The organism is Aquabacterium sp., assembly GCF_050725395.1.
Lineage (GTDB): Bacteria > Pseudomonadota > Gammaproteobacteria > Burkholderiales > Burkholderiaceae_C > Aquabacterium.
Genome location: NZ_JBOHHL010000021.1, coordinates 59,331 through 79,753 on the forward strand (window position 1 = coordinate 59,331; position 20,423 = coordinate 79,753).

A 20,423-nucleotide genomic window follows, 5' to 3' on the forward strand; every position below is an offset into this window, starting at 1 on the left:
GGTCAGGCCTTCCCGGCGTCGAGCACGCGCACGGCCGTCGCGGGCTTGAGGCGAGACTGGCCATCGATGACGATCTGGTCACCCGGGCCGATGGCCGAGCCGGACTTCTCGCCGGCCTGGGTGTCGACCGCCAGCACGGCGCGCTCGTCGTTCTGCCAACGCACGGTCACGGGCACCATCTGGGCCTTGCCCTGGCTGACACGCCAGACAAAGCTGCCGCGCAGGCCGCGCTGCACCGCCGCCGATGGCACCACCAGCGCCTGTGGCAATTGGCCCGTGACCAGGGTGACGGCGACGAATTGCCCCGGCCACAGTGTTTCGGCGGTGTTGGGCACCTGGGCCTTCAATCGCAGGGAGCCGCTGCCAGCGTCGACATGGTTGTCGGCCGTGAGCAAGCGGCCTTGCGCCAGTTCAAGACCGCGCTCCTGGTCGGTCACGCGCACCACGGCGCCGCCACCGGTTTTCAGGGCCGCGCGCACATCGGCCAGGCGGGTTTGCGGTGCGGAGAACACGATGGCCATGGGCTGGGTCTGCACCACGGTGACCAGGCCCTCGGCATCGCCCGGCCGCACGAAGTTGCCAGCGTCCACGGCCCGCAGGCCCACGCGCCCCTCCACGGGCGAGGTGATGACGGTGTAGGACAGCTGCACGCGCGCCGCCGTCAAGGCCGCCTCTTGGGCCTGGATCTGGGATTGCAACTGCGCCACGACCGCGGCCTGCTGGTCGCGCTGCTGGACCGGCACGGCGGCCTGGGCGGCCAGGCCTTCATAGCGCTTCAGGTCGGACCGGGCCAGTTGCAGCTGGGCATGCAGCCGGGACAATTCGGCCTCGGCCTGGGCCAGTTGTGCCCGCAAGGATCGATCGTCCAACCTGGCCAGCACCTGGCCTTTGGACACGCGCTGGCCTTCGGTGAAGCGAACTTCGGTGAGCATGCCCTCGATCTGGGGGCGCACCACCACCTGGTGCAAGGACTGGACATGGCCCACGACCTGGAGCTCCTGGGGCACGTCTTGCTGCTCGGCCAACACCACCCGGACCGGGACGCCCGGCGGCGGCTTGGGCGTGGGCGCCGCCTGCAGGCGCGGCGACCAAGGCACGGTCACCACTGCCAGCACACCCCCTGCGACCAGAAGGCCTCCCAACCACCACCGACTCGACGCCAACATACCTGTCCCTTGATTCAAGCACACGCCTGGCTTCCTCGCCAGGCCGGCGTGATGGTAAAGGGGTGTCGGCCGCCTCGTCTTAAGACTTTGGCATATCGATATTCAGCTTTTGCGCACCCGGCGCAATTCGTCCAGGATCAGCAGACCCGCGCCAATGGTGATGCCGCAATCGGCCACATTGAAGGCCGGGAAGTGGCCGCCCGGGAACAGCGGCGACAGGACGTTCCAGTGGAAATCCAGGAAGTCGACCACGTAGCCATGGACGAGGCGGTCGACCACATTGCCCACCGCGCCAGCCAGGATCAGCGACAGCGCCCAGGCGAACATCTTCTGCTGCCCGTGCTGGCGCAGCATGTAGACAATGAAGCCCGCGGCCAAGAACCCCAGGCCCACGAAGAACCAGCGCTGCCACCCGCCCGCACCAGCCAGGAAGGAAAACGCCGCGCCCGTGTTGTGCGCCCGCACGATGTTGAAGAAACCGGTGACGTGTCGGCTGTCGCCATGCTGGAAGAAGCCGACGATCAAGGTCTTGGTGAACTGGTCCAGCAAGAAGATGACGAGGGCGATGCCCAGCCAGGGCCAGAGGCCCGCCGAGCCGCCGCTTGATTTGCGCGTCGCCATGGTCAAGCCACCTCGCGGGTTTCACCCTCGCCGAACAGGTTGCTGACGCAGCGGCCGCACAGGGTCGCGTACTGCGGGTCGCTGCCGACGTCGTCGCGGTAGTGCCAGCAACGCTCGCACTTGGTCTGCGTCGACGGCGTGACCTGCACGGCCAGCGCATCGCCCGCCGCCAGGCTGGCCTTGGACGTGATCAGCACGAACTTCAGGTCTTCGCCCAGCGAGGCCAGCAAGGCGTGGTCCGCGGCACCGGCGGTCACGGTGACCTCGGCCTGCAAAGAAGCGCCGACCTGGCCTTGCGTGCGCACGGCCTCGATGTCCTTGTTGACCTGCTCGCGGATCTCCTTGACGCGCGCCCACTTGGGCAGCAGCGCGGCCTCCGTCTCGCCGAAGTCCCAGTAGGTTTCGGTGAAGATGGTCTCGCCCTGCTTGAGCACTTGCCAGGCTTCCTCGGCCGTGAAGCTGAGGAAAGGCGCCATCCAGCGCAGCATGGCTTGCGTGATCTGGTACAGCGCGGTTTGGGCGCTGCGGCGGGCCAGGCTTTTGGCGCCCGTGGTGTAGAGGCGGTCCTTCAGCACGTCGAGGTAGAAGGCGCCGAGGTCTTCGGAGCAATACACCTGCAGCTTGCCGACCACGGGGTGGAACTCGTAGCGCTCGTAGTGGGCCAGGATGTCGGCTTGCAGCTCGGCGGCGCGCGCCAGGGCGTGGCGGTCGATCTCCAGCAGATCGCTGGCGGGCACGGCGTCCTTGGCAAAGTCGAAGTCGGACGTGTTGGCCAGCAGGAAGCGCAGGGTGTTGCGGATGCGGCGGTAGCCGTCGACCACGCGCGCCAGGATCTTGTCGTCGCCAGCGATGTCGCCCGAATAGTCGCTGGACGCGACCCACAGGCGGATGATCTCGGCGCCGAGCTTCTTGCTGGTCTCTTGCGGGTCCACGCCATTGCCAAGCGACTTGCTCATCTTGCGGCCCTGGCTGTCCACCGTGAAGCCGTGCGTGAGCAGGCCCTTGTAGGGCGCGCGGCCGTAGATGGCGCTGGCCACCAGCAAGGAACTGTGGAACCAGCCTCGGTGCTGGTCGTGGCCTTCCAGGTACAGGTCGGCCTCGGCACCTTGGGGGTGGCCGGCGTTGGGGTGGCTGCCGAACTCGGGGTTCAGCACGTGGAAGAAGGACGAGCCCGAGTCGAACCACACGTCGAGGATGTCGGTGGACTTGCTGTAGTTTTCAGCCGAATGTTCACCGGACACGCCCAGCCACTCAGCCGGGTCCAGCTTGGACCAGGCTTCGACGCCGCCCTGCTGCACCAGGTCAATGGCGCGGTCGATGAAGGCCATGGTCTCGGGGTGCAATTCGCCCGTCACCTTGTGCAGGAAGAAAGGCAGTGGCACACCCCAGTTGCGCTGGCGGCTGATGCACCAGTCGGGTCGGTTGGCGATCATGTCGCGCAGGCGCACGCGGCCGTTCTCGGGGTAGAAGGCGGTCTGGTCGATGGCGTCCAACGCGATCTGGCGCAGGGTCTTGTCGGCCTTGTTCGTGGTGAACACGCCCTCGCCTTCGTCCATGCGCACGAACCATTGCGCGGCGGCCCGGAAGATCACCGGCTTCTTGTGGCGCCAGCAATGCGGGTAGCTGTGAGTGATCTCGCTGGAAGCCAGCAAGCGGCCGTGTTCGCGCAGCGTCTCGATGATGACGGGGGCGGCCTTCCAGATGTGCTGGCCGCCGAACAAGGGCAGCTCGGCCTCGTAGACGCCGTGCCCTTGCACGGGGTTGAGGATGTCGTCGAAGGACAGGCCGTGGGCCAGGCAAGACTGGAAGTCGTCCACGCCATAGGCGGGCGCGGCGTGCACGATGCCGGTGCCGTCTTCGGCGCTGACGTAGTCGGCCAGGTAGATGGGGGCTTCGCGGTCGTAGCCCTTGTCCACATGGGCCAGCGGGTGCTTGAACTTGAGGTTCTCAAGCTTGGCGCCGGTGGTGGTAGCGATGACCTTGACCTGCTCAGGCGCGAAGCCGTAGCGGGCCGCGGCCTTCTCGACCAGCGATTCGGCCAGGACCAGCAGGCCGCGCGGCGTGTCGACCAGGGCGTAGCTCAGCTCGGGGTGCACGTTGAGCGCCTGGTTGGCGGGGATGGTCCAGGCGGTGGTGGTCCAGATGACGGCGAAGGCTTCCTTGTCGAGGCTGCTCAAGCCAAACGCGGCGGCCAGCTTCTCAGGCTCGGCGCTCAGGAACTGCACGTCCAAGGTCTGCGACTTCTTGTCGGCGTATTCGATCTCGAACTCGGCCAGCGAGGAGCCGCAGTCGAAGCACCAGTACACCGGCTTCAAACCCCGGTAGACGAAGCCACGCTCGATGATCTTCTTCAAAGCGCGGATCTCGCCGGCTTCGTTGCCGAAGTCCATCGTGCGGTAGGGATGGTCCCAGTCGGCCAGCACGCCCAGGCGCTTGAAATCGGTGCGCTGCAGGTCGACCTGCTCGCCAGCGTAGGCGCGCGCCTTGGCCTGCACGTCGTCGCGGCTGAGGTTGCGGCCGAAGGTCTTCTCGATCTGGTTCTCGATCGGCAGGCCGTGGCAATCCCAGCCGGGCACGTACATGGCGTCCAGCCCCTTGAGCTGGCGCGCCTTCACGATCATGTCCTTCAGGATCTTGTTGACGGCGTGGCCCATGTGGATCTGGCCGTTGGCGTAGGGCGGGCCATCGTGCAGCACGAACTTGGGCGCGCCGCAGCGGGCGTCGCGCAGCTTCTTGTAGATGCCCTGGTCTTCCCATTGTTTGGCCCAGCCCGGCTCGCGCTTGGGCAGGTCGCCGCGCATCGGGAAGGGGGTGTCGGGCATGTTCAGCGTGGCGCGGTAGGCGCTGCCGGCTTGGCTTTTGTCGTCTTGGCTCATGTCGATCTCGGTCCGTGTGGTGGACCTGTGGGCATCTGGGGGGCATCGCCGACCGACTCGGCGTGTGCTGGGGCGACGGGGTGCGGGCTGTCCGCTGGCTCAAGGCCGGCGGATCGGTCAGCCCGCGTCAAATTCGGTCGCGGGTGGTCTGGCGGCCCTGGGCCTGGAAAAAGGCCTTGGCATCGGAAATGTCCTGTTGGATGGCGGCCTGCAAGGCTTCCAGCCCGTCATAGCGGGCTTCGTCTCGGAGTTTGTGCAGCAGTTCCACCCGGACGATTTTACCGTAGCCGCCCTCGATGCCCAGATTGGAGGGCCAATCGAAGCAATGGACCTCGAGCAGCACCCGGCCGGCGTCTTCCACCGTGGGGCGCACGCCCAGGCTCGCAACCCCGTCCAGCGGCTGCGGGGCCAGGCCGTGGGTGCGGACCACGAAAATACCCCGCGTGGCCGGTTTCTGGTGGCCGAAGCGCACGTTCATCGTCCGGCAACCCAGGTCGCGGCCCAGTTTCTGGCCGTGGATGACGTGGCCGCTGATGCTGTAGGGACGGCCCAGCAGGGCAGCGGCCTTGGGCATGTCGCCCGCCTCCAGCGCATCGCGCACGACCGAACTGGACACGCGGGTGCCGTGAACTTCATAGCTGAGCATGCGGGCCACGTCAAAGCCCCGTTGGCCGCCCGCGGCATCCAGGAAGTCGTAATCGCCGGCCCGCTTGGCGCCAAAACGGAAATCGTCGCCCACGAGCACATACCGGGCATGCAGGCCGTTCACCAACACCTGGTCGATGAATTCGTCGGGCGTGAGGCCGGCCAGGCGTCGGTCGAAGGGCAGCACCACGACCTGGTCGATGCCGCAGCGCTCGAGTTCGGACAGCTTGTCGCGCAGGGTGGCGATGCGGGCGGGCGCCAGTTCGGGCTTGCCGGCCTGGGCGGCGAAGAAATCGCGGGGATGCGGCTCGAAGGTCATCACCGCGCTGGGCATTCCGCGATGCTGGGCCTCGTTGCGCAACAGGGCCAGCATGGCCTGGTGGCCCCGGTGCACGCCATCGAAGTTGCCGATGGTCAGGGCACAGGCCGGCGCCAGGGCCGCATGGTGGAATCCGCGAAAGACTTGCATAAGCGCCTGATTATCCTGCGTCGTCAGGGCAACACGACGGCCGGGTCCTCGATCCAGCGCCACTGGCCGGGCGCCAGGTCGTCGGGGATGGTCAACTGGCCGATCTGGCTGCGGTGCAGGGCCTCGACCCGGTTGCCCACGGCCGCCACCATGCGCTTGACCTGGTGGTACTTGCCTTGGGTGAGCGACAGGCGCAGGTGCAACTCGGACACCATCTCGGCCTTCTCGGCCAGCACGGGCGTCGGATCGTCGTCCAGCACCACGCCCGACATCAGCGATTGCACCTGTTGCTCAGTCATCGGGTGCTTGACCGTGACCTCGTACACCTTGGGCACGTTGTGCTTGGGCGAGGTCAGCTTGTGCAGCAGCGCGCCGTCGTCGGTCATCAACAAGAGGCCCGTGGTGTCCTGGTCCAGGCGCCCCACGGGCTGCAGGCCACGGCGGCGCAAGGGCAAGGCCAGCAGGTTGTGCACGCCGGGCCAGGCGCCGGGCTTGAGCGAGCATTCGTAGCCGGCCGGCTTGTTCAGCATCACCAGCGCCTTGACGTGCGTGACCCAGGGCTGGCCATCAACCACCATGTCCAGCCGGTCTTCCGGGAAGGCGGCGTCCGGGTCATTCACCAGTTGGCCTTGCACGCTGACCAGGTCGTTGAGGATGAGGCCTTCGCACTCGCGGCGGGCGCCAAAGCCTTGGGCGAACAGGATCTGGTCAAGGGGCTGGTGGCCGGCGGGCAGGCGAGGACGTGGGGGCATGGGTCAAGTCTGGGCAGGGAAAACGAGCTGTTTTCGGCCCGACATGATGCCACCGACTCCCATCGAAGTCCCCACGGCGCGTTCTGTCCGGCCGGGCGGACATGCCAGGACCGCCGAATCCGGGAATCCGTACCCCTGCCGCGAATGTGTGATTTTTTTCACTTTAAATTCAAGCACTTGGCTGAAACCGCCTGTTCGGATGTTGTTGGCACGCGATCTGCGATTGCAGAAAGTACTTCTCCGACAAAGGCGCCGGCCTCACGATGGCGCCATCACCAACCAACAAGGCCCCCACCATGACAAACAAGCTTCTTCGCGCCACGGTCTTGAACCTGTGCCTGGCTTCGATGGCCATGACGGCGACGGCGCAGTCCTCGCCCACCCTGAAGAAGATCGCGGACAACGGCACCATTGGCCTGGGACACCGCGAATCGTCGATCCCCTTTTCTTACTATGACGACAAGCAGCAGGTGGTGGGCTATTCGCATGAGCTGATGCTCAAGGTCGTCGATGCCATCAAGGCCGAGCTGAAGAAGCCATCGCTGGCGATCAAGCTGGTGCCGGTGACCTCGCAGAACCGCATCCCCCTGGTGCTCAATGGCACGGTGGACCTGGAATGCGGCTCGACCACCAACAACAAGGAACGCGCCAAGCAGGTCGATTTCTCGACCACCATCTTCATCGTGGGCACGCGCCTGATGACGCGCAAGGATTCGGGCATCAAGGACTTCGCCGACCTCAAGGGCAAGAACGTGGTGGTGACGGCGGGCACGACGTCAGAACGTCTGCTGCGCAAGTTCAACGAAGAGTCCAAATCGGGCATGAGCATCATCTCGGCCAAAGACCACGGCGAATCCTTCCTCACGCTGGAAACCGGTCGCGCCGTCGCCTTCATGCTGGACGATGCCCTGCTGTATGGCGAGAAGGCCAAGGCCAAGAAGCCGGATGACTGGGTGGTCGTGGGCAAGCCCATGTCCTTCGAACCCTACGGCTGCATGATGCGCAAGGGCGACCCGGTCTTCGAGAAGCTGGTCGATGACGCCCTGACCAAGGCCATGACCTCGGGCGAGGCCGCCAAGATTTACGCCAAGTGGTTCCAGCAACCCATCCCGCCCAAGGGCCTGAACCTGAACTGGCCTTTGTCCGAGGCGAATGCCGCGCTGTTCAAGGCACCCAACGACAAGACGATGGACTGAGCGCTCAAGCCAAGCGCCACCGATTCCGCTGTACCTGAACTGAGCTGAGGCCGCACCCCTTGGGGCACGGTTTGGGCCGCTGCATTGCCTGCTGTTTCATCAACCTGGAGAACCTCAATGAACCACCGATCCTTCATGCGATGGCTACCGGCCCTGGGCACCGCCCTGGCCCTTGGCTTCGCACCCCTGGCGCAGGCGCAAGCCGTGAAGAAGGCGCAGGTGGTGATCCTGGCCACGGGCGGCACCATCGCTGGCGCGGGCGCCTCGGCCGCCAACAGCGCCACCTACCAGGCCGCCAAAGTGCCGGTCGACAAGCTCCTGGCCAGCGTGCCCGAGCTGTCCAACCTGGCCGATGTGCGCGGCGAGCAGGTCTTCCAGATTGCTTCTGAAAGCTTGAACAACGAACACCTGGTGACCCTGGCCAAGCGCGTCTCGGCCTTGTCCAAGCAGGCCGATGTCGATGGCATCGTGATCACGCACGGCACCGACACGCTGGAAGAAACCGCCTACTTCCTGACGCTGACGGTGCACACCAGCAAGCCCATCGTGGTGGTGGGCTCGATGCGGCCCGGCACCGCCCTGTCGGCCGATGGCGCCTTGAACCTGTACAACGCCGTGGCCACCGCCGCATCGCCTACCAGCGCTGGCAAGGGTGCCTTGGTGGTGATGAACGACGAGATCAACTCGGGCCGCGACGTGGCCAAGTCGATCAACATCCGCACCGAAGCCTTCAAGAGCCCCTGGGGCGCGCTGGGCATGGTGGTGGAAGGCAAGACCTACTGGTTCCGCGCGCCCGTCAAGCGCCACACCATGCAGTCGGAGTTCGACATCGACAGCATCTCGGTGCTGCCCAAGGTGGAGATCGCGTATGGCTACGGCAGCGCGAACGACATCGCCTACAAGGCCTTCGCGGCCGCGGGCGCCAAGGCGCTGATCCACGCCGGCACGGGCAATGGCTCGGTGGCCGCGCCCGTGGTGCCCGCCCTGCGCGAGCTGCGCGCCAAGGGCATCCAGATCATCCGATCGGCCCGCGTGGTTGGCGGTGGCTTCGTGCTGCGCAATGCCGAGCAGCCCGACGACCAGTACGACTGGGTGGTCGCACACGACCTGAATCCGCAGAAGGCCCGCATCCTGGCTTCGCTGGCGCTGACCCGCACCACCGACAGCAAGGACATCCAACGCATGTTCATGGAATATTGAGATGAAAACTCCACACCAAGCACGTCACACCGCCAGTGCCCTGACCCTGGCCGCCTTGCTGGGCGCCGCCTCCTTCAGCGCGTCGGCCGAATCGACCGTCACCATCTACGGCATCCTGGACATGTACGTCCAGTACGGCAAGGGTGACCGCACCGAGACCTCGATCCAGTCCGGCGGCATCAGCAGCTCACGCCTGGGCTTCAAGGGCTCGGAAGACCTGGGCAATGGCAACAAGGCCATCTTCACGCTCGAATCGGGCATCCTGGCCGACACGGGCGCTTATGCGCAGGGCGGGCTGGCCTTCGGCCGCCAAGCCTGGGTCGGGCTGTCGTCATCGACCTATGGCGCCTTGACCTTGGGCCGTCAATACGTGCCGCAGTACAACACGCTGGACGCCGCAGACCCCTACGGCACGGGCGCGGGCAGCGCGGCCGAAAGCGGCGTGGTCTCGACCATCAGCCGGGCCAACAACTCGGTGGTCTACACCTCGCCCAAGTGGGGCGACGTGAGCGGCACCGCCATGGTGGCCATGGGCGAGACCACCACGGGGTCGACGGGCAACAGCAACATCTACGCGGGCAGCCTGAAGTACGCGCCAGGCGCCCTCACGCTGGAAGCCGCCGTGAGCCAGTTCAAGCGGGCCACCAACACCGCCCCCGATGTCTACTTCGGCCTGTTGACCGCGGGCTACGACTTCGGCAGCTTCAGGCTGACGGGAGGCTACCAGCAGGTCTACAACCTGGGAGGCGACCCTGCCCAAGACCGCCAGGAAGCCTTCGCCGGTGTGCTGGTGCCCGTTGGCAAGGACACCTTCAGCGCCGGTGTGGGCGCGGGCAAGGCCAAGGATGTGGACGGCAGCAGTGCCACCCAATGGACCCTGGGCTATACCCACCCCTTGAGCAAGCGCACCAAGCTGTATGGTTTCCTCAGCCACATCAACAATGGCAGCGGCACGGCTTACACCACGACAGCGGCCACGGGCCTGGGCCCGACCACGTCGGCAGGGCGCGACGTGAGCGCCTTGTTGCTCGGCATCAGGCACGCCTTTTGAATGAGCTGTTGATCACTGCACACCCTTGACCGGAGTCGACATGGCCTACCAATGGAACTGGGCGGTTTTTTCACAAGAGACCGCCATGGGCGATGGCAGCACCTACTGGAGCTGGATGCTGTCCGGCCTGCAAGTCACCATCACCTTGTCCCTGAGCGCCTGGGTGCTGGCCCTGGTGCTGGGCTCACTCATGGGGGTGCTTCGAACCTCGCCGGTCAAATGGCTGTCGCGGCTGGCCACCGTGTATGTCGAGGTCCTGCGCAACATCCCGCTGCTGGTGCAGTTGTTCATCTGGTATTTCATCGTGCCTGAATTGCTGCCCTTGTCCTGGGGCAATGCGATCAAGCAGTTGCCCCCGGCCGCGCAGCAGTTCGGCGCGGCCTTCATCTGCCTTGGCCTGTTCACCAGTGCCCGCGTGTCCGAGCAGGTGCGTTCGGGCATCCTGAGCCTGCCCATAGGCCAGACACGCGCCGGCTTGGCCTTGGGTTTGACCTTGCCGCAAACCTACCGCCACGTGCTCCTGCCCATGGCCTTCCGGCTGGTGGTGCCACCACTCACTTCCGAGTTCCTGAACATTTTCAAGAACTCGGCCGTGTGCTCGACCATCGGTTTGCTGGAACTCGCCGCGCAAGGCCGGCAGTTGGTGGACTACACCGCCCAGCCGTATGAATCCTTCATCGCCGTGACCTTGATGTACGTGCTCATCAACATCGTGGTGATGGCCTTGATGCACCAACTGGAACGCAAGGTCAAAGTGCCTGGCTACCTCGGCTCCTGAAAGGCAGCGCCATGGCTTACGAATTCGATTGGTCCTCCATCCCCAACGCCCTGCCCTTCCTGGCGCAAGGCTTGGTGGTGTCACTGGAAATCACCGCCACCGCGCTGGTGTTCGGCATGGCGTGGGGCACCGTGCTGGCGATGATGCGCCTGTCATCCTCCGCCCCGCTGCGCTGGTTCGCCGCCGGCTATGTGAACCTGTTCCGAGCCGTGCCACTGGTGATGGTGCTGCTGTGGTTCTTCCTGCTGGTGCCGCAGTTGCTCACCAGCTTCTTCAGGCTGGATCCGGGCACCGATGTGCGCATGACCTCCGCCTTGGTGGGCTTCGCGCTGTTCGAGTCGGCCTACTACTCGGAGATCATCCGGGCAGGCATCCAGAGCGTGTCCAAGGGGCAGATGGCGGCGGCCTCGGCCCTGGGCTTGAGCTACGGCCAGACCATGCGCCTGGTCATCCTGCCGCAGGCCCTGCGCAACATGGTGCCCCTGCTGCTGACGCAGGCCATCGTGCTCTTCCAGGACACCTCGCTGGTTTACGTGTCATCCCTGGCCGATTTCTTCGGCACGGCCTACAAGGTGGGCGACCGCGATGGACGCCTGGTCGAGCTGCTGCTCTTCGCTGGCGCCGTCTACTTCGTGCTGTGCTTCAGCCTGTCGCGGCTGGTGCAGTACCTGCAGCGCCGCATGGCCCACGCCTGAACGAACCACTTCATCGAAAGCCATCCCCCATGATCCAGATCGACAACATCTCCAAGCACTACGGTGCTTTCCAGGTCCTGACCGACTGCAGCACCCACGTGGCCAAGGGCGAAGTGGTGGTGGTGTGCGGCCCGTCGGGGTCGGGCAAGTCCACACTCATCAAGTGCGTCAACGGGCTGGAGCCTTTCCAGGCTGGCCGCATCCTGGTCGACGGCACCTCGGTGGGCGACCCGAAAACCAACTTGTCCAAACTGCGCAGCCGCGTGGGCATGGTGTTCCAGCACTTCGAGCTGTTCCCGCACCTGAGCATCATCGACAACCTGACCCTGGCGCAAACCAAGGTGCTGGGCCGCGGCAAGGACGAAGCCGTGGACAAGGGCATGAAGCTGCTCGAGCGCGTGGGTCTGAAGGCGCACGCGGCCAAGTCGCCCGGCCAGTTGTCCGGCGGCCAGCAGCAACGCGTGGCCATCGCCCGCGCCTTGAGCATGGACCCCATCGTGATGCTGTTCGACGAACCGACCTCGGCCCTCGACCCCGAGATGGTGGGCGAGGTGCTGGACGTGATGGTCGAGCTGGCGCACGAGGGCATGACCATGATGTGCGTCACCCACGAGATGGGTTTCGCGCGCAAGGTCGCCAACCGCGTCGTCTTCATGGACGCCGGCAAGGTCGTGGAAGACCGCGACAAGGACGCTTTTTTCGACCACCCCGAATCACCCCGAGCCCAGCAGTTTTTGGCCAAGATCCTCAACCATTGAACGACAGGCTTTCCATGACGACGCCCACCGCGCACGCGCTCCCTTCCTACATCGATCCTTCGCATCCCGGCCCCTGGGGCATGTTCATGGAACAGCTCGACCGCGTCGAGCCCCACCTGGGCCCGCTGGCCCGCTGGGTCGAGACACTGCGCCGTCCCAAGCGCACGCTGATCGTGGACGTGCCCGTGCGCATGGACGATGGCCGCATCGAGCACTTCGAGGGCTACCGCGTGCAGCACAACCTGTCGCGCGGGCCTGGCAAAGGCGGCGTGCGCTTTCACCCGCAGGTGCACATCTCTGAAGTGATGGCACTGGCCGGCTGGATGACGGTGAAGAACGCTGCGGTGAACCTGCCCTATGGCGGCGCCAAGGGCGGCATCCGCGTCGACCCGAGCCGCCTGTCACTGACCGAACTGGAGCGCATGACACGCCGCTACACCAGCGAGATCGGCCTGCTGATCGGCCCCGACCGCGACATCCCCGCGCCCGACGTGAACACCAACGAACAGGTCATGGCCTGGATGATGGACACCTACTCCATCAACCAGGGCGGCACGCAGACCGGCGTGGTCACCGGCAAACCGCTGAGCATGGGCGGCAGCCTGGGCCGCCGCGATGCCACAGGGCGCGGCTGCTTCGTCGTCGCCCGCGAAGCCATGAAGCGCTTGAACCGCCCGATGGAAGGCGCGCGCGTGGCCATCCAGGGCTTTGGCAACGTGGGCAACGCGGCGGCCCGCGTGTTCCACGAACACGGCGCCAAGATCGTCGCGGTGCAGGATGTGGGCGGCACGATCTACAACGAGGCGGGCATCGACCCGCACGCCTTGCAACACCACCTGAAGGTGGCCGAAGGCGCCTTGCGCGAGTTCCCGGGTGTCACGGTCATCGACGACGCGTCGTTCTGGGGCGTCGATTGCGACATCCTGTTGCCCGCCGCGCTGGAGCGCCAGATCACCGAGGCCAATGCCCACCAGATCAAGGCCAAGCTGATCGTTGAAGGCGCCAATGGCCCGACCACGCCGCAGGCCGAAGACATCCTGTGGGACATGGGCTGCACCGTGTTGCCCGATGTGCTGGCCAACGCGGGCGGCGTGACGGTGAGCTACTTCGAATGGGTGCAGAACGCCTCCAGCTTTTTCTGGACCGAGCAGGACATCAACATGCGGCTTGACCGCGTGCTGTCCGAGGCTTTCGAGCCAATCTGGAACGTGGCGCAGGAAAAGCGTGTCCACTTGCGCACGGCCGCCTTCATCGCGGCCTGCACGCGGGTGCTGGAAGCCCGGGCCTTGCGTGGCCTCTATCCATGACACCATGACTCCGTTCTGAACCACGAAAGCAGGCGCCGACTTGGCCTCCACCCCGCCACTGGCAGAGACCACGGACACCCCCGACCTGGTCGCGGGCAGCAAACCATTGCTGTCCATCCCGGACATCCTCAAGCGCGCACGCACCATGATGCAAGTGGGGCTGGCACTGGTGCTGTTGATCTTGTCGGGGGCGCTGGGCTTCGAGCTGAGCCAGCGCCAGGGCATGGCAGCGGTCCAGGTCAACGCGGGGCACCGGCTGGAGTTGTTCGCTTCGACGGTCGACAGTTTGCTCAACCGCCTGGAGCACGTGCCCGCCACCATCCAGCTCAACAAGGACGTGCTGGCCATGTTGCGCGATGCCGGCGAGCCCGGCCACGCCAAGGTGGTCAACGGCTACCTGAAGGAGTTGAACAGCCACCTGGGCAGCATGGTGGTCTACATCCTCAACGAACGTGGCACGGTGGTGGCCGCCAGCAATGGCGGGGAGCCCGGCGGTTTCGTCGGCGAGGACTTGGCTTTCAGGCCCTACTTTCTGGATGGCTTGTCGGGCAAGGTGGGACGGCACTTCGCCATCGGCAACACGCAAGGCGTGCCTGGCTATTACCTCTCCAACCCGATCCGCGATGGCCAGCGGGTGGTCGGCGTGGCGGTCATCAAGATCTCGCTGGAGCCCATCGAACAGGCCTGGTCCATGTTGGGCGTGCCCGCCTTGATCGCCGATGAGAACCGGGTGGTCATCCTGTCATCGCAGGCCGACTGGCGCTACACCACGCTGGCCGAACAGACGGTCGAGCAGCGGGTGGACTGGCAGCTGACCCAGCGCTACAACCTCAAGACGCTGCCACGCTTTCCACTCAGCGCCAGGCTGTCTGATCTGGACAGCGACCAGCTGAGCCAGGGCGTGGTGCTCAATGGCGCGGGCTTGGCACCGCACCTCAATGCCGACGTGCTGGTGCAATCCATGGCCATCGACAAGATGCATTGGCAGTTGCTGATCTTCACCGACCTGGCAGCCGTGCGCAAACAAGCGGTGCTGGTGAGCCTGTTGTCCTGCGTGGCAGCAGGCTTCGTGTTGCTGCTGGGCGTGGTGGTCAACCAGCGACGACGCATCCTCGCGCAAAAGCTCGAATCCAAGCGCGTGCTGGAACAAGCCAACGCCGAACTGGAAAACAAGGTCACGCGCCGCACCAAGGCCCTCACCGACACCAACCAGCGCCTGCGCCAGGAAGTGAGCGAAAGGGTGCAGGCTGAACGCACCCTGCGGGCCGCGCAAGACGAATTGGTGCAGGCCGCCAAGATGGCGGTGCTCGGCCAACTGGCCACCGGCATCACCCATGAACTGGCCCAGCCGCTGAGCGCCATCCGCACCTTGTCGGGCAACACCTCCGAGTTTCTCAAGCGCGGCATCCTCGGCACGGTTGAAAGCAACCTGGGCATCATCAGCCGCTTGGCGGACCAGATGGGCGGCATCATCCACCCGCTGAAAGGTTTTGCACGCAAAGCACCGGCTTCGCCCGCCGTCACCGACGTGGGCCAGGCGGTGAACAACGCGCTGCTGCTGTTCAACTCGCGGATCCAATCCGAACAGGTGACCTTGATCAACCATTGCCCCGAAGGCCACACGCTGGCCTGGTGCGACCCCAACCGCCTGGAACAGGTCATCGTCAACCTCATCGGCAACGCGCTTGACGCCATGCGCGAAGTCCCGCTCAAATCCTTGAGCCTGAGCGCGCTGCCCACCGGCGATGGCTGGATCCGACTGACCGTGAGCGACACGGGTAGCGGCATTCCGGAGCACCTGCTGCCCCGCCTGTTCGAACCCTTCTTCACCACCAAGCCGGTCGGCATCGGCCTCGGGCTGGGCTTGTCGATTTCGCAGGACATCGTCCGCGAGTTCCATGGTCAACTGAGCGCCGAGAACCCGCCCGAAGGCGGCGCCCGCTTCGTGCTGCTGCTGCCCGAAAAAAGCGCCCACGACGACACGCCCGACCCTGCCCACCGACCACCCTCCGCATGAGCACCGAATTCACCATCCTCATCGTCGAAGACGACCCCAACGTCCGCCTGGGGTGCGTGCAGGCCATGCAACTGGCCGGCCTGGCGGTCGAAGCCGTGGCCTCGGCCGAAGAAGCCCTGCCGCACGTCACCGCCGGGCAGATCGGTGTGGTCGTCACCGACATGCGCCTGCCCAAAGCCGATGGCCTGTCGCTGATCCGCCTGTGCCAGCAGTTCGACCCCTCGCTGCCGGCCATCATGATCACCGGCCATGGCGATGTCACGCTGGCCGTCGAGGCCATGCGCAGCGGCGCTTACGATTTCATCACCAAACCCTTCGCCCCCGAGGTGCTGGTCGACGTGGTGCGCCGTGCCTTGGAAAAACGCCTGCTGACCAGCGAGGTCGCCAAGCTCCGTCAGCAACTGGCCCACCGCAGCGGCATCGAAAGCAAGCTGATTGGCCAATCCGACGCGATGAAGCGCGTGCGCCAACTGGTGCTGGACGTGGCCGAATCACCGGTCGACATCCTGATCCGTGGCGAAACCGGCTGCGGCAAGGAATTGGTCGCCCAGGCCCTGCACGATTTTTCGCACCGCCGCGAGGCGCCCTATGTGGCCCTCAACTGCGGCGGCATGCCCGACAACCTGCTCGACAGCGAGCTCTTCGGCCACGAAGCCGGCGCCTTCACCGGCGCACAGAAACGCCGCATCGGCAAGATCGAGCACGCCCAAGGCGGCACCCTGTTCCTGGACGAGGTCGAGACCATGCCCATGAACATGCAGATCAAGCTGCTGCGCGTGCTGCAAGAGAGGAAACTGGAGCGGCTGGGCTCCAACCAGTCCATCGACGTGGACTGCCGCGTGGTGGCCGCCAGCAAGGACGACCTGCTGGCCCGCGCGCAGGACAAGACCTTCCGCCTCGACCTGTATTACCGACTCAACGTGGTCTGCATTGAACTGCCGCCGCTGCGCGAGCGCCGCGAAGACATCCCCATGCTGATGACGCATTTCACGCTGCTGGCCGCCCAGCGCTTCAACCGCCAACAGCCCGACTTGAGCGCTGCCCTCATGTCCAAGCTCATGGCCTATGCCTGGCCGGGCAATGTGCGCGAACTGCGCAATGTGGCCGACTGCTTGGTGCTGGGCGTGCGCAATGGCGTGGTCGATGTGGCCGACACGGCGGGCGCCACCAGCCAGTCCCTGTCAGAAGCGGTCGACCAGTTCGAGCGGGCCATGATCCATGCCGAACTGCAACGCCACGGCGGCAACGTGGCCCGCTGCGCCGAGGCTTTGAACATCGCCAAGACGACCTTGCACGACAAGATCAAACGCCACGGCCTGTGACCGTTCAGGCGAAGACGCCGGCCGTGTCCTGCATGCGCTTCGACACTTCGCCCAAATGGTGCAGCGTGTCGCCCAAGGTCAGCTCGATCACGGTCAAGCGCTTGAAATAGTGCCCGGCGCTGTACTCGTCGGTCACGCCGATGCCGCCATGCAATTGCACCGCCTGCTGCCCGACGAAGCGCATGGACTGCCCCAATTGCACCTTGGCCTGTGAGATGGCGCGGCGCCGCTCGGCCGCCGGCGCGGTCAGCTTGAGAGAAGCGTAGTAGCTCATCGACCGGGCCAGTTCCAGCTGCATCTTCATGTCGGCCACACGGTGGCGCAAGGCCTGGAAGCTGGCGATGGCCACGCCGAACTGCTTGCGCGTGTTCATGTAATCCACGGTGATGGCCAGCAGTTGCTCCATCGCGCCCACCGCCTCGGCGCACAGCGCGGCAAGGCCGATGTCGGTCGCCTGTTCCAGCACCGCGTGGCCGCCCAGTGGATGCGCGCCCTGGCTGAGCGCGGGCACCAGCATCGTGGACGGCGCTTGCGCCAACGTGAGCTCGGCGGCACGGCCACCATCTTGCGTGGGATGAGCTTGCACACGCACACCGGGCGCGCCGCGCTCCACCAGGAACAGCCCGATGCCGGCATGGTCATCGACGGCGCCCGACACACGGGCCGGGACGATGTAACCCTCGCCCACGCCATCGTCTGGGTCGCCCACCGGCACCAGGCTCTTGGCGCCGTTCAGCACCCAGGTTTCGCCCTGGGCCTGCGCCGTGGTCGTGACATGGTCCAGGCGGTAACGTGCCTGGCGCTCCTGGTAGGCCAGGGCCAGGCGCGCTCGCCCTTCCGCGATGCGCGGCAACCACTGCGCCTGCACGGCGGCGGGCACATGGTCGCGCAGGACCGCCACGCCCATCAAGGCCACGGCCGCGTAAGGGGCCAGCACCAGGCCGCGGCCCAGCTCCTCCATGACCACCATGGCCTCGATCGGGCCCATGTCCATGCCACCATGGTCGCCCGGCACCGCCAGACCCAGCAGGCCCAGGTCGGCCAGCGATTGCCACACCTCTTTCGAATAAGCGCCTTGCTGGCCACCCGCCTTGACGATGGCGCGCCGGCGTTCGAAATCGAAGTCCTTGCTCACCCATTTGCGCACCGCGTCGCGCAACTGTTCCTGGTCGTCGTTGAAGTCGAAATCCATGTCGGTGTCCTTTGCAGAAAGCGCGCGCGATCAGCCCAGCAGCTGCTGGGCCACGATGTTGCGCTGGACTTCGTTGGAGCCCCCGTAGATCGTGGTCTTGCGGTAGTTGAAGTAGTTGGCGGCCAAGGGTGCGGCGTGCAGCGCTCCGCCGGGGAATCCACCCTCGAAGTACTGGTCGCCCTGCCAGCCCGCCTCCATGGCCTCGAACAGAAAGGGCACGGCATAGGGGCCTGCGGCGAGCATCATCAACTCGGTGTAACGCTGCTGGATCTCGCTGCCGCGGATCTTGAGCAGGCCCGCCACTTCCAGCGCCTTCTTGCCGCCCTTTTCGGCGCTGAGCACGCGCAGCACCATCATCTCCAGCGCCACCACGTCCACCTCCAGCAAGGCGATCTGGTCGCGGAAGCGCGCGTCGTCGTAGACGCCTTCGGTGACGGCGATGCGTTTGAGCCGCTCCAGTTCGCGCTTGGCCCGGTTCACGTCGGCGATGTTGGTGCGCTCGTGCGCCAGCAGGTACTTGGCGTAAGTCCAACCCTGGTTCTCCTGGCCCACCAGGTTCTCGACCGGCACCTCGACGTTGTCGAAGAACACCTCATTGACCTCGTGTTCGCCATCGAGCGTGATGATGGGCCGCACCGTCACACCGGGCGAGGTCATGTCGATCAGCAGGAAGGAGATGCCTGCCTGGGGCTTGCCTTCGGTGTTCGTGCGCACCAGGCAGAAGATCCAGTCGCCATGCTGGCCCAGCGTGGTCCACGTTTTTTGGCCATTGACGATGTACTTGTCGCCCTGGCGCTCGGCCCGCGTTTTGACCGAGGCGAGGTCGGAACCCGAGCCCGGTTCGCTGTAGCCCTGGCTCCACCACACGTCACCGCTCATGATCCCGGGCAGGAAGCGCTGGTGCTGCTCGGGCGTGCCGTAGGCCATGATGACCGGCGCCACCATCACCGGGCCGAAAGGCACCACGCGGGGTGCGCCTGCCAGCGCGCATTCTTCTTCGAAGATGTGGCGCTGCACGGCGTTCCAGCCGGGCCCGCCGAACTCTTTTGGCCAACCCCAGCCATGCCAACCCTTCGCGCCCAGGATGCGCGCCCAGCCTTGCTGGTCGGCCTTGTCCAGCCTCAAGGCCTTGTGCACCTTGTCTGAAATGTGGGCCGGCAGGTTGTCGCGAACCCAGGCACGCACCTCGTCGCGAAAGGCCTGTTCCTCAGGCGTGAAATTCAGGTCCATGGGCAAGCCCTCCGGTTCGTCAGTACCGCTTGGTCAAGGTCAGGGTGTCGTTGTCCCGCTTCATCTGGAAGCGTGACAGAAAACTGTTGCCCAGCAGGATGTAGGGCATGGGTTGCGGCACCACCGCCGCATCGACGTTGAAGATCTCGACGTCCTGGATGCGCACACTGGCCAGCTTGACCCCATAGCCCACCACGATGCCATTGGCCGTGCTGGCGTGGAAGCGCTCGCCATCCTGGTACTTGATGCCCATGCGTTGCGCTTCGGCCATGCCCATGGCGATGCTGGTGGCCCCCGTGTCCACCATGAACTGCGTGGACTTGCCGTTGATGGTGCCTTGCGACACGAAGTGGCCCCCCGACACCGCCGACAGCACGATCTGAGTGCCCGAGCCACCACCGCCACCGCCACCCACGCTGACCGGGGCGCCGCCCAGCAGCACGGTCTGGCGCACACCCTTCATTTCGACGATGGTCTTGTCACCATTGACACTGATCACCTTGACACCCTTGAAGGTGTCGCCCACCCCCACCGCCTTGGGCGGACTGCCATCGACCACCAGCAGGGCCTTGCTGCCCATGCCCCCGGTCATGGCCACGCTCTGCGCCTGAACAGGCATGGCGCACCAGGCGCAGGACATCAAGGCCACCACCGCCACAAAATGGCGCGAGGACAAGGGCATGGTGTGTTCGGCGGTCAAGCAATTCTCCCGGTGGATCGTTGTTCTGGATGTCATTCCCGGCAGCTGAGGTTCAGTCGCGGAAATTGTTGAAGGACAAAGGCGCTTCGGTGATGTCCTTGCGGATCAGCGCCATCGCCGTCTGCAAATCATCGCGTTTGTTGCCTTGTACCCGAATGCTGTCGCCCTGGATGCTGGAGGTCACCTTGATCTTGCTGTCCTTGAGCAATTTGTTGATTTTCTTGGCCAATTCGGCTTCGATGCCGGCCTTCACGGTGATCACCTGCTTGACCTTGTCGCCGCCCATCTTTTCGGGCTTGCCCACGTCCAGGAAACGTGAATCCACGTTGCGCTTGGTCATCTTCAAAGTGAGCACATCGCGCACCTGATCAAGCTGGAAATCGCTGTCGCCATAGACGGTGATCTCTTTTTCCTTGATCTCGATCTTGGCGCTGGTGCCCTTGAAATC

General features: G+C 65.2%; 18 protein-coding genes. 9 read left to right on the forward strand and 9 right to left on the reverse strand.

Annotation, left to right across the window (positions count from 1 at the left end; translation table 11 throughout):
* Window positions 1-2: 2 nt before the first annotated feature.
* The 5 genes from ACREB4_RS13795 to ACREB4_RS13815 all read right to left on the reverse strand — a co-directional run bounded on the left by ACREB4_RS13795 (window position 3) and on the right by ACREB4_RS13815 (window position 6,529).
* Window positions 3-1,103 carry an efflux RND transporter periplasmic adaptor subunit gene (locus ACREB4_RS13795; RefSeq protein ID WP_431588800.1) on the reverse strand — a complete coding sequence of 367 codons (1,101 nt, stop codon included), beginning with the start codon at window positions 1,101-1,103 and terminating at the stop codon, window positions 3-5.
* 165 nt (window positions 1,104-1,268) lie between these two features.
* Entirely contained in the window at window positions 1,269-1,787 is a 519-nt protein-coding gene (lspA, locus tag ACREB4_RS13800; RefSeq protein WP_431588801.1) for a signal peptidase II, read from the reverse strand.
* Between the two features lie 2 nt (window positions 1,788-1,789).
* A complete protein-coding gene (ileS, locus tag ACREB4_RS13805; protein WP_431588802.1) occupies window positions 1,790-4,663 on the reverse strand; it encodes an isoleucine--tRNA ligase in 2,874 nt (957 codons plus the stop codon).
* A 127-nt stretch (window positions 4,664-4,790) separates the two neighbouring features.
* A complete protein-coding gene (locus ACREB4_RS13810) occupies window positions 4,791-5,777 on the reverse strand; it encodes a bifunctional riboflavin kinase/FAD synthetase (protein ID WP_431588803.1) in 987 nt (328 codons plus the stop codon).
* Between the two features lie 23 nt (window positions 5,778-5,800).
* On the reverse strand, window positions 5,801-6,529 hold the full coding sequence (locus tag ACREB4_RS13815; RefSeq protein WP_431588804.1) for a pseudouridine synthase: 729 nt from the start codon (window positions 6,527-6,529) through the stop codon (window positions 5,801-5,803).
* A 296-nt stretch (window positions 6,530-6,825) separates the two neighbouring features.
* Between ACREB4_RS13815 and ACREB4_RS13820 the strand changes: the two genes are divergently transcribed.
* The 9 genes from ACREB4_RS13820 (at window position 6,826) to ACREB4_RS13860 (ending at window position 16,853) form a co-directional block, all read left to right on the forward strand.
* Complete coding sequence (locus ACREB4_RS13820; protein WP_431588805.1) at window positions 6,826-7,725, forward strand: glutamate/aspartate ABC transporter substrate-binding protein; 900 nt, start codon at window positions 6,826-6,828, stop codon at window positions 7,723-7,725.
* 117 nt (window positions 7,726-7,842) lie between these two features.
* Window positions 7,843-8,925 (forward strand): type II asparaginase, encoded by a 1,083-nt coding sequence (locus tag ACREB4_RS13825; RefSeq protein ID WP_431588806.1) that lies wholly within the window; start codon window positions 7,843-7,845, stop codon window positions 8,923-8,925.
* Window position 8,926: 1 nt separating this feature from the next.
* Window positions 8,927-9,976: a porin gene (locus tag ACREB4_RS13830; RefSeq protein WP_431588807.1), complete on the forward strand. Its 1,050-nt coding sequence runs from the start codon at window positions 8,927-8,929 to the stop codon at window positions 9,974-9,976.
* Between the two features lie 40 nt (window positions 9,977-10,016).
* Window positions 10,017-10,754 (forward strand): amino acid ABC transporter permease, encoded by a 738-nt coding sequence (locus ACREB4_RS13835; protein ID WP_431588808.1) that lies wholly within the window; start codon window positions 10,017-10,019, stop codon window positions 10,752-10,754.
* A gap of 11 nt (window positions 10,755-10,765) precedes the next feature.
* A complete protein-coding gene (gene gltK / locus ACREB4_RS13840) occupies window positions 10,766-11,449 on the forward strand; it encodes a glutamate/aspartate ABC transporter permease GltK (protein WP_431588809.1) in 684 nt (227 codons plus the stop codon).
* A 29-nt stretch (window positions 11,450-11,478) separates the two neighbouring features.
* On the forward strand, window positions 11,479-12,207 hold the full coding sequence (locus tag ACREB4_RS13845; protein ID WP_431588810.1) for an amino acid ABC transporter ATP-binding protein: 729 nt from the start codon (window positions 11,479-11,481) through the stop codon (window positions 12,205-12,207).
* A gap of 14 nt (window positions 12,208-12,221) precedes the next feature.
* Window positions 12,222-13,514 carry a Glu/Leu/Phe/Val family dehydrogenase gene (locus ACREB4_RS13850; RefSeq protein ID WP_431588811.1) on the forward strand — a complete coding sequence of 431 codons (1,293 nt, stop codon included), beginning with the start codon at window positions 12,222-12,224 and terminating at the stop codon, window positions 13,512-13,514.
* A gap of 40 nt (window positions 13,515-13,554) precedes the next feature.
* Window positions 13,555-15,531 carry an ATP-binding protein gene (locus ACREB4_RS13855; RefSeq protein WP_431588812.1) on the forward strand — a complete coding sequence of 659 codons (1,977 nt, stop codon included), beginning with the start codon at window positions 13,555-13,557 and terminating at the stop codon, window positions 15,529-15,531.
* Window positions 15,528-16,853: a sigma-54-dependent transcriptional regulator gene (locus tag ACREB4_RS13860; RefSeq protein WP_431588813.1), complete on the forward strand. Its 1,326-nt coding sequence runs from the start codon at window positions 15,528-15,530 to the stop codon at window positions 16,851-16,853. Before ACREB4_RS13855 ends, ACREB4_RS13860 begins: the two co-directional genes overlap by 4 nt.
* A gap of 4 nt (window positions 16,854-16,857) precedes the next feature.
* On the opposite strand, the gene ACREB4_RS13865 is transcribed toward ACREB4_RS13860, so the two are convergent.
* From ACREB4_RS13865 to ACREB4_RS13880, 4 genes are all read right to left on the reverse strand, one after another.
* The gene (locus ACREB4_RS13865) at window positions 16,858-18,045 is read right to left on the reverse strand and encodes an acyl-CoA dehydrogenase family protein (RefSeq protein WP_431588814.1); all 1,188 of its coding nucleotides are present in this window, start codon (window positions 18,043-18,045) and stop codon (window positions 16,858-16,860) included.
* A 30-nt stretch (window positions 18,046-18,075) separates the two neighbouring features.
* Window positions 18,076-19,275, reverse strand: coding sequence for an acyl-CoA dehydrogenase family protein (locus ACREB4_RS13870; RefSeq protein WP_431588815.1), 1,200 nt, complete (start codon window positions 19,273-19,275; stop codon window positions 18,076-18,078).
* A 19-nt stretch (window positions 19,276-19,294) separates the two neighbouring features.
* Complete coding sequence (locus ACREB4_RS13875; RefSeq protein ID WP_431588816.1) at window positions 19,295-19,975, reverse strand: retropepsin-like aspartic protease family protein; 681 nt, start codon at window positions 19,973-19,975, stop codon at window positions 19,295-19,297.
* 52 nt (window positions 19,976-20,027) lie between these two features.
* On the reverse strand, window positions 20,028-20,423 hold a 396-nt coding region (locus ACREB4_RS13880; protein WP_431588817.1), incomplete at its 5' end, for a YajQ family cyclic di-GMP-binding protein.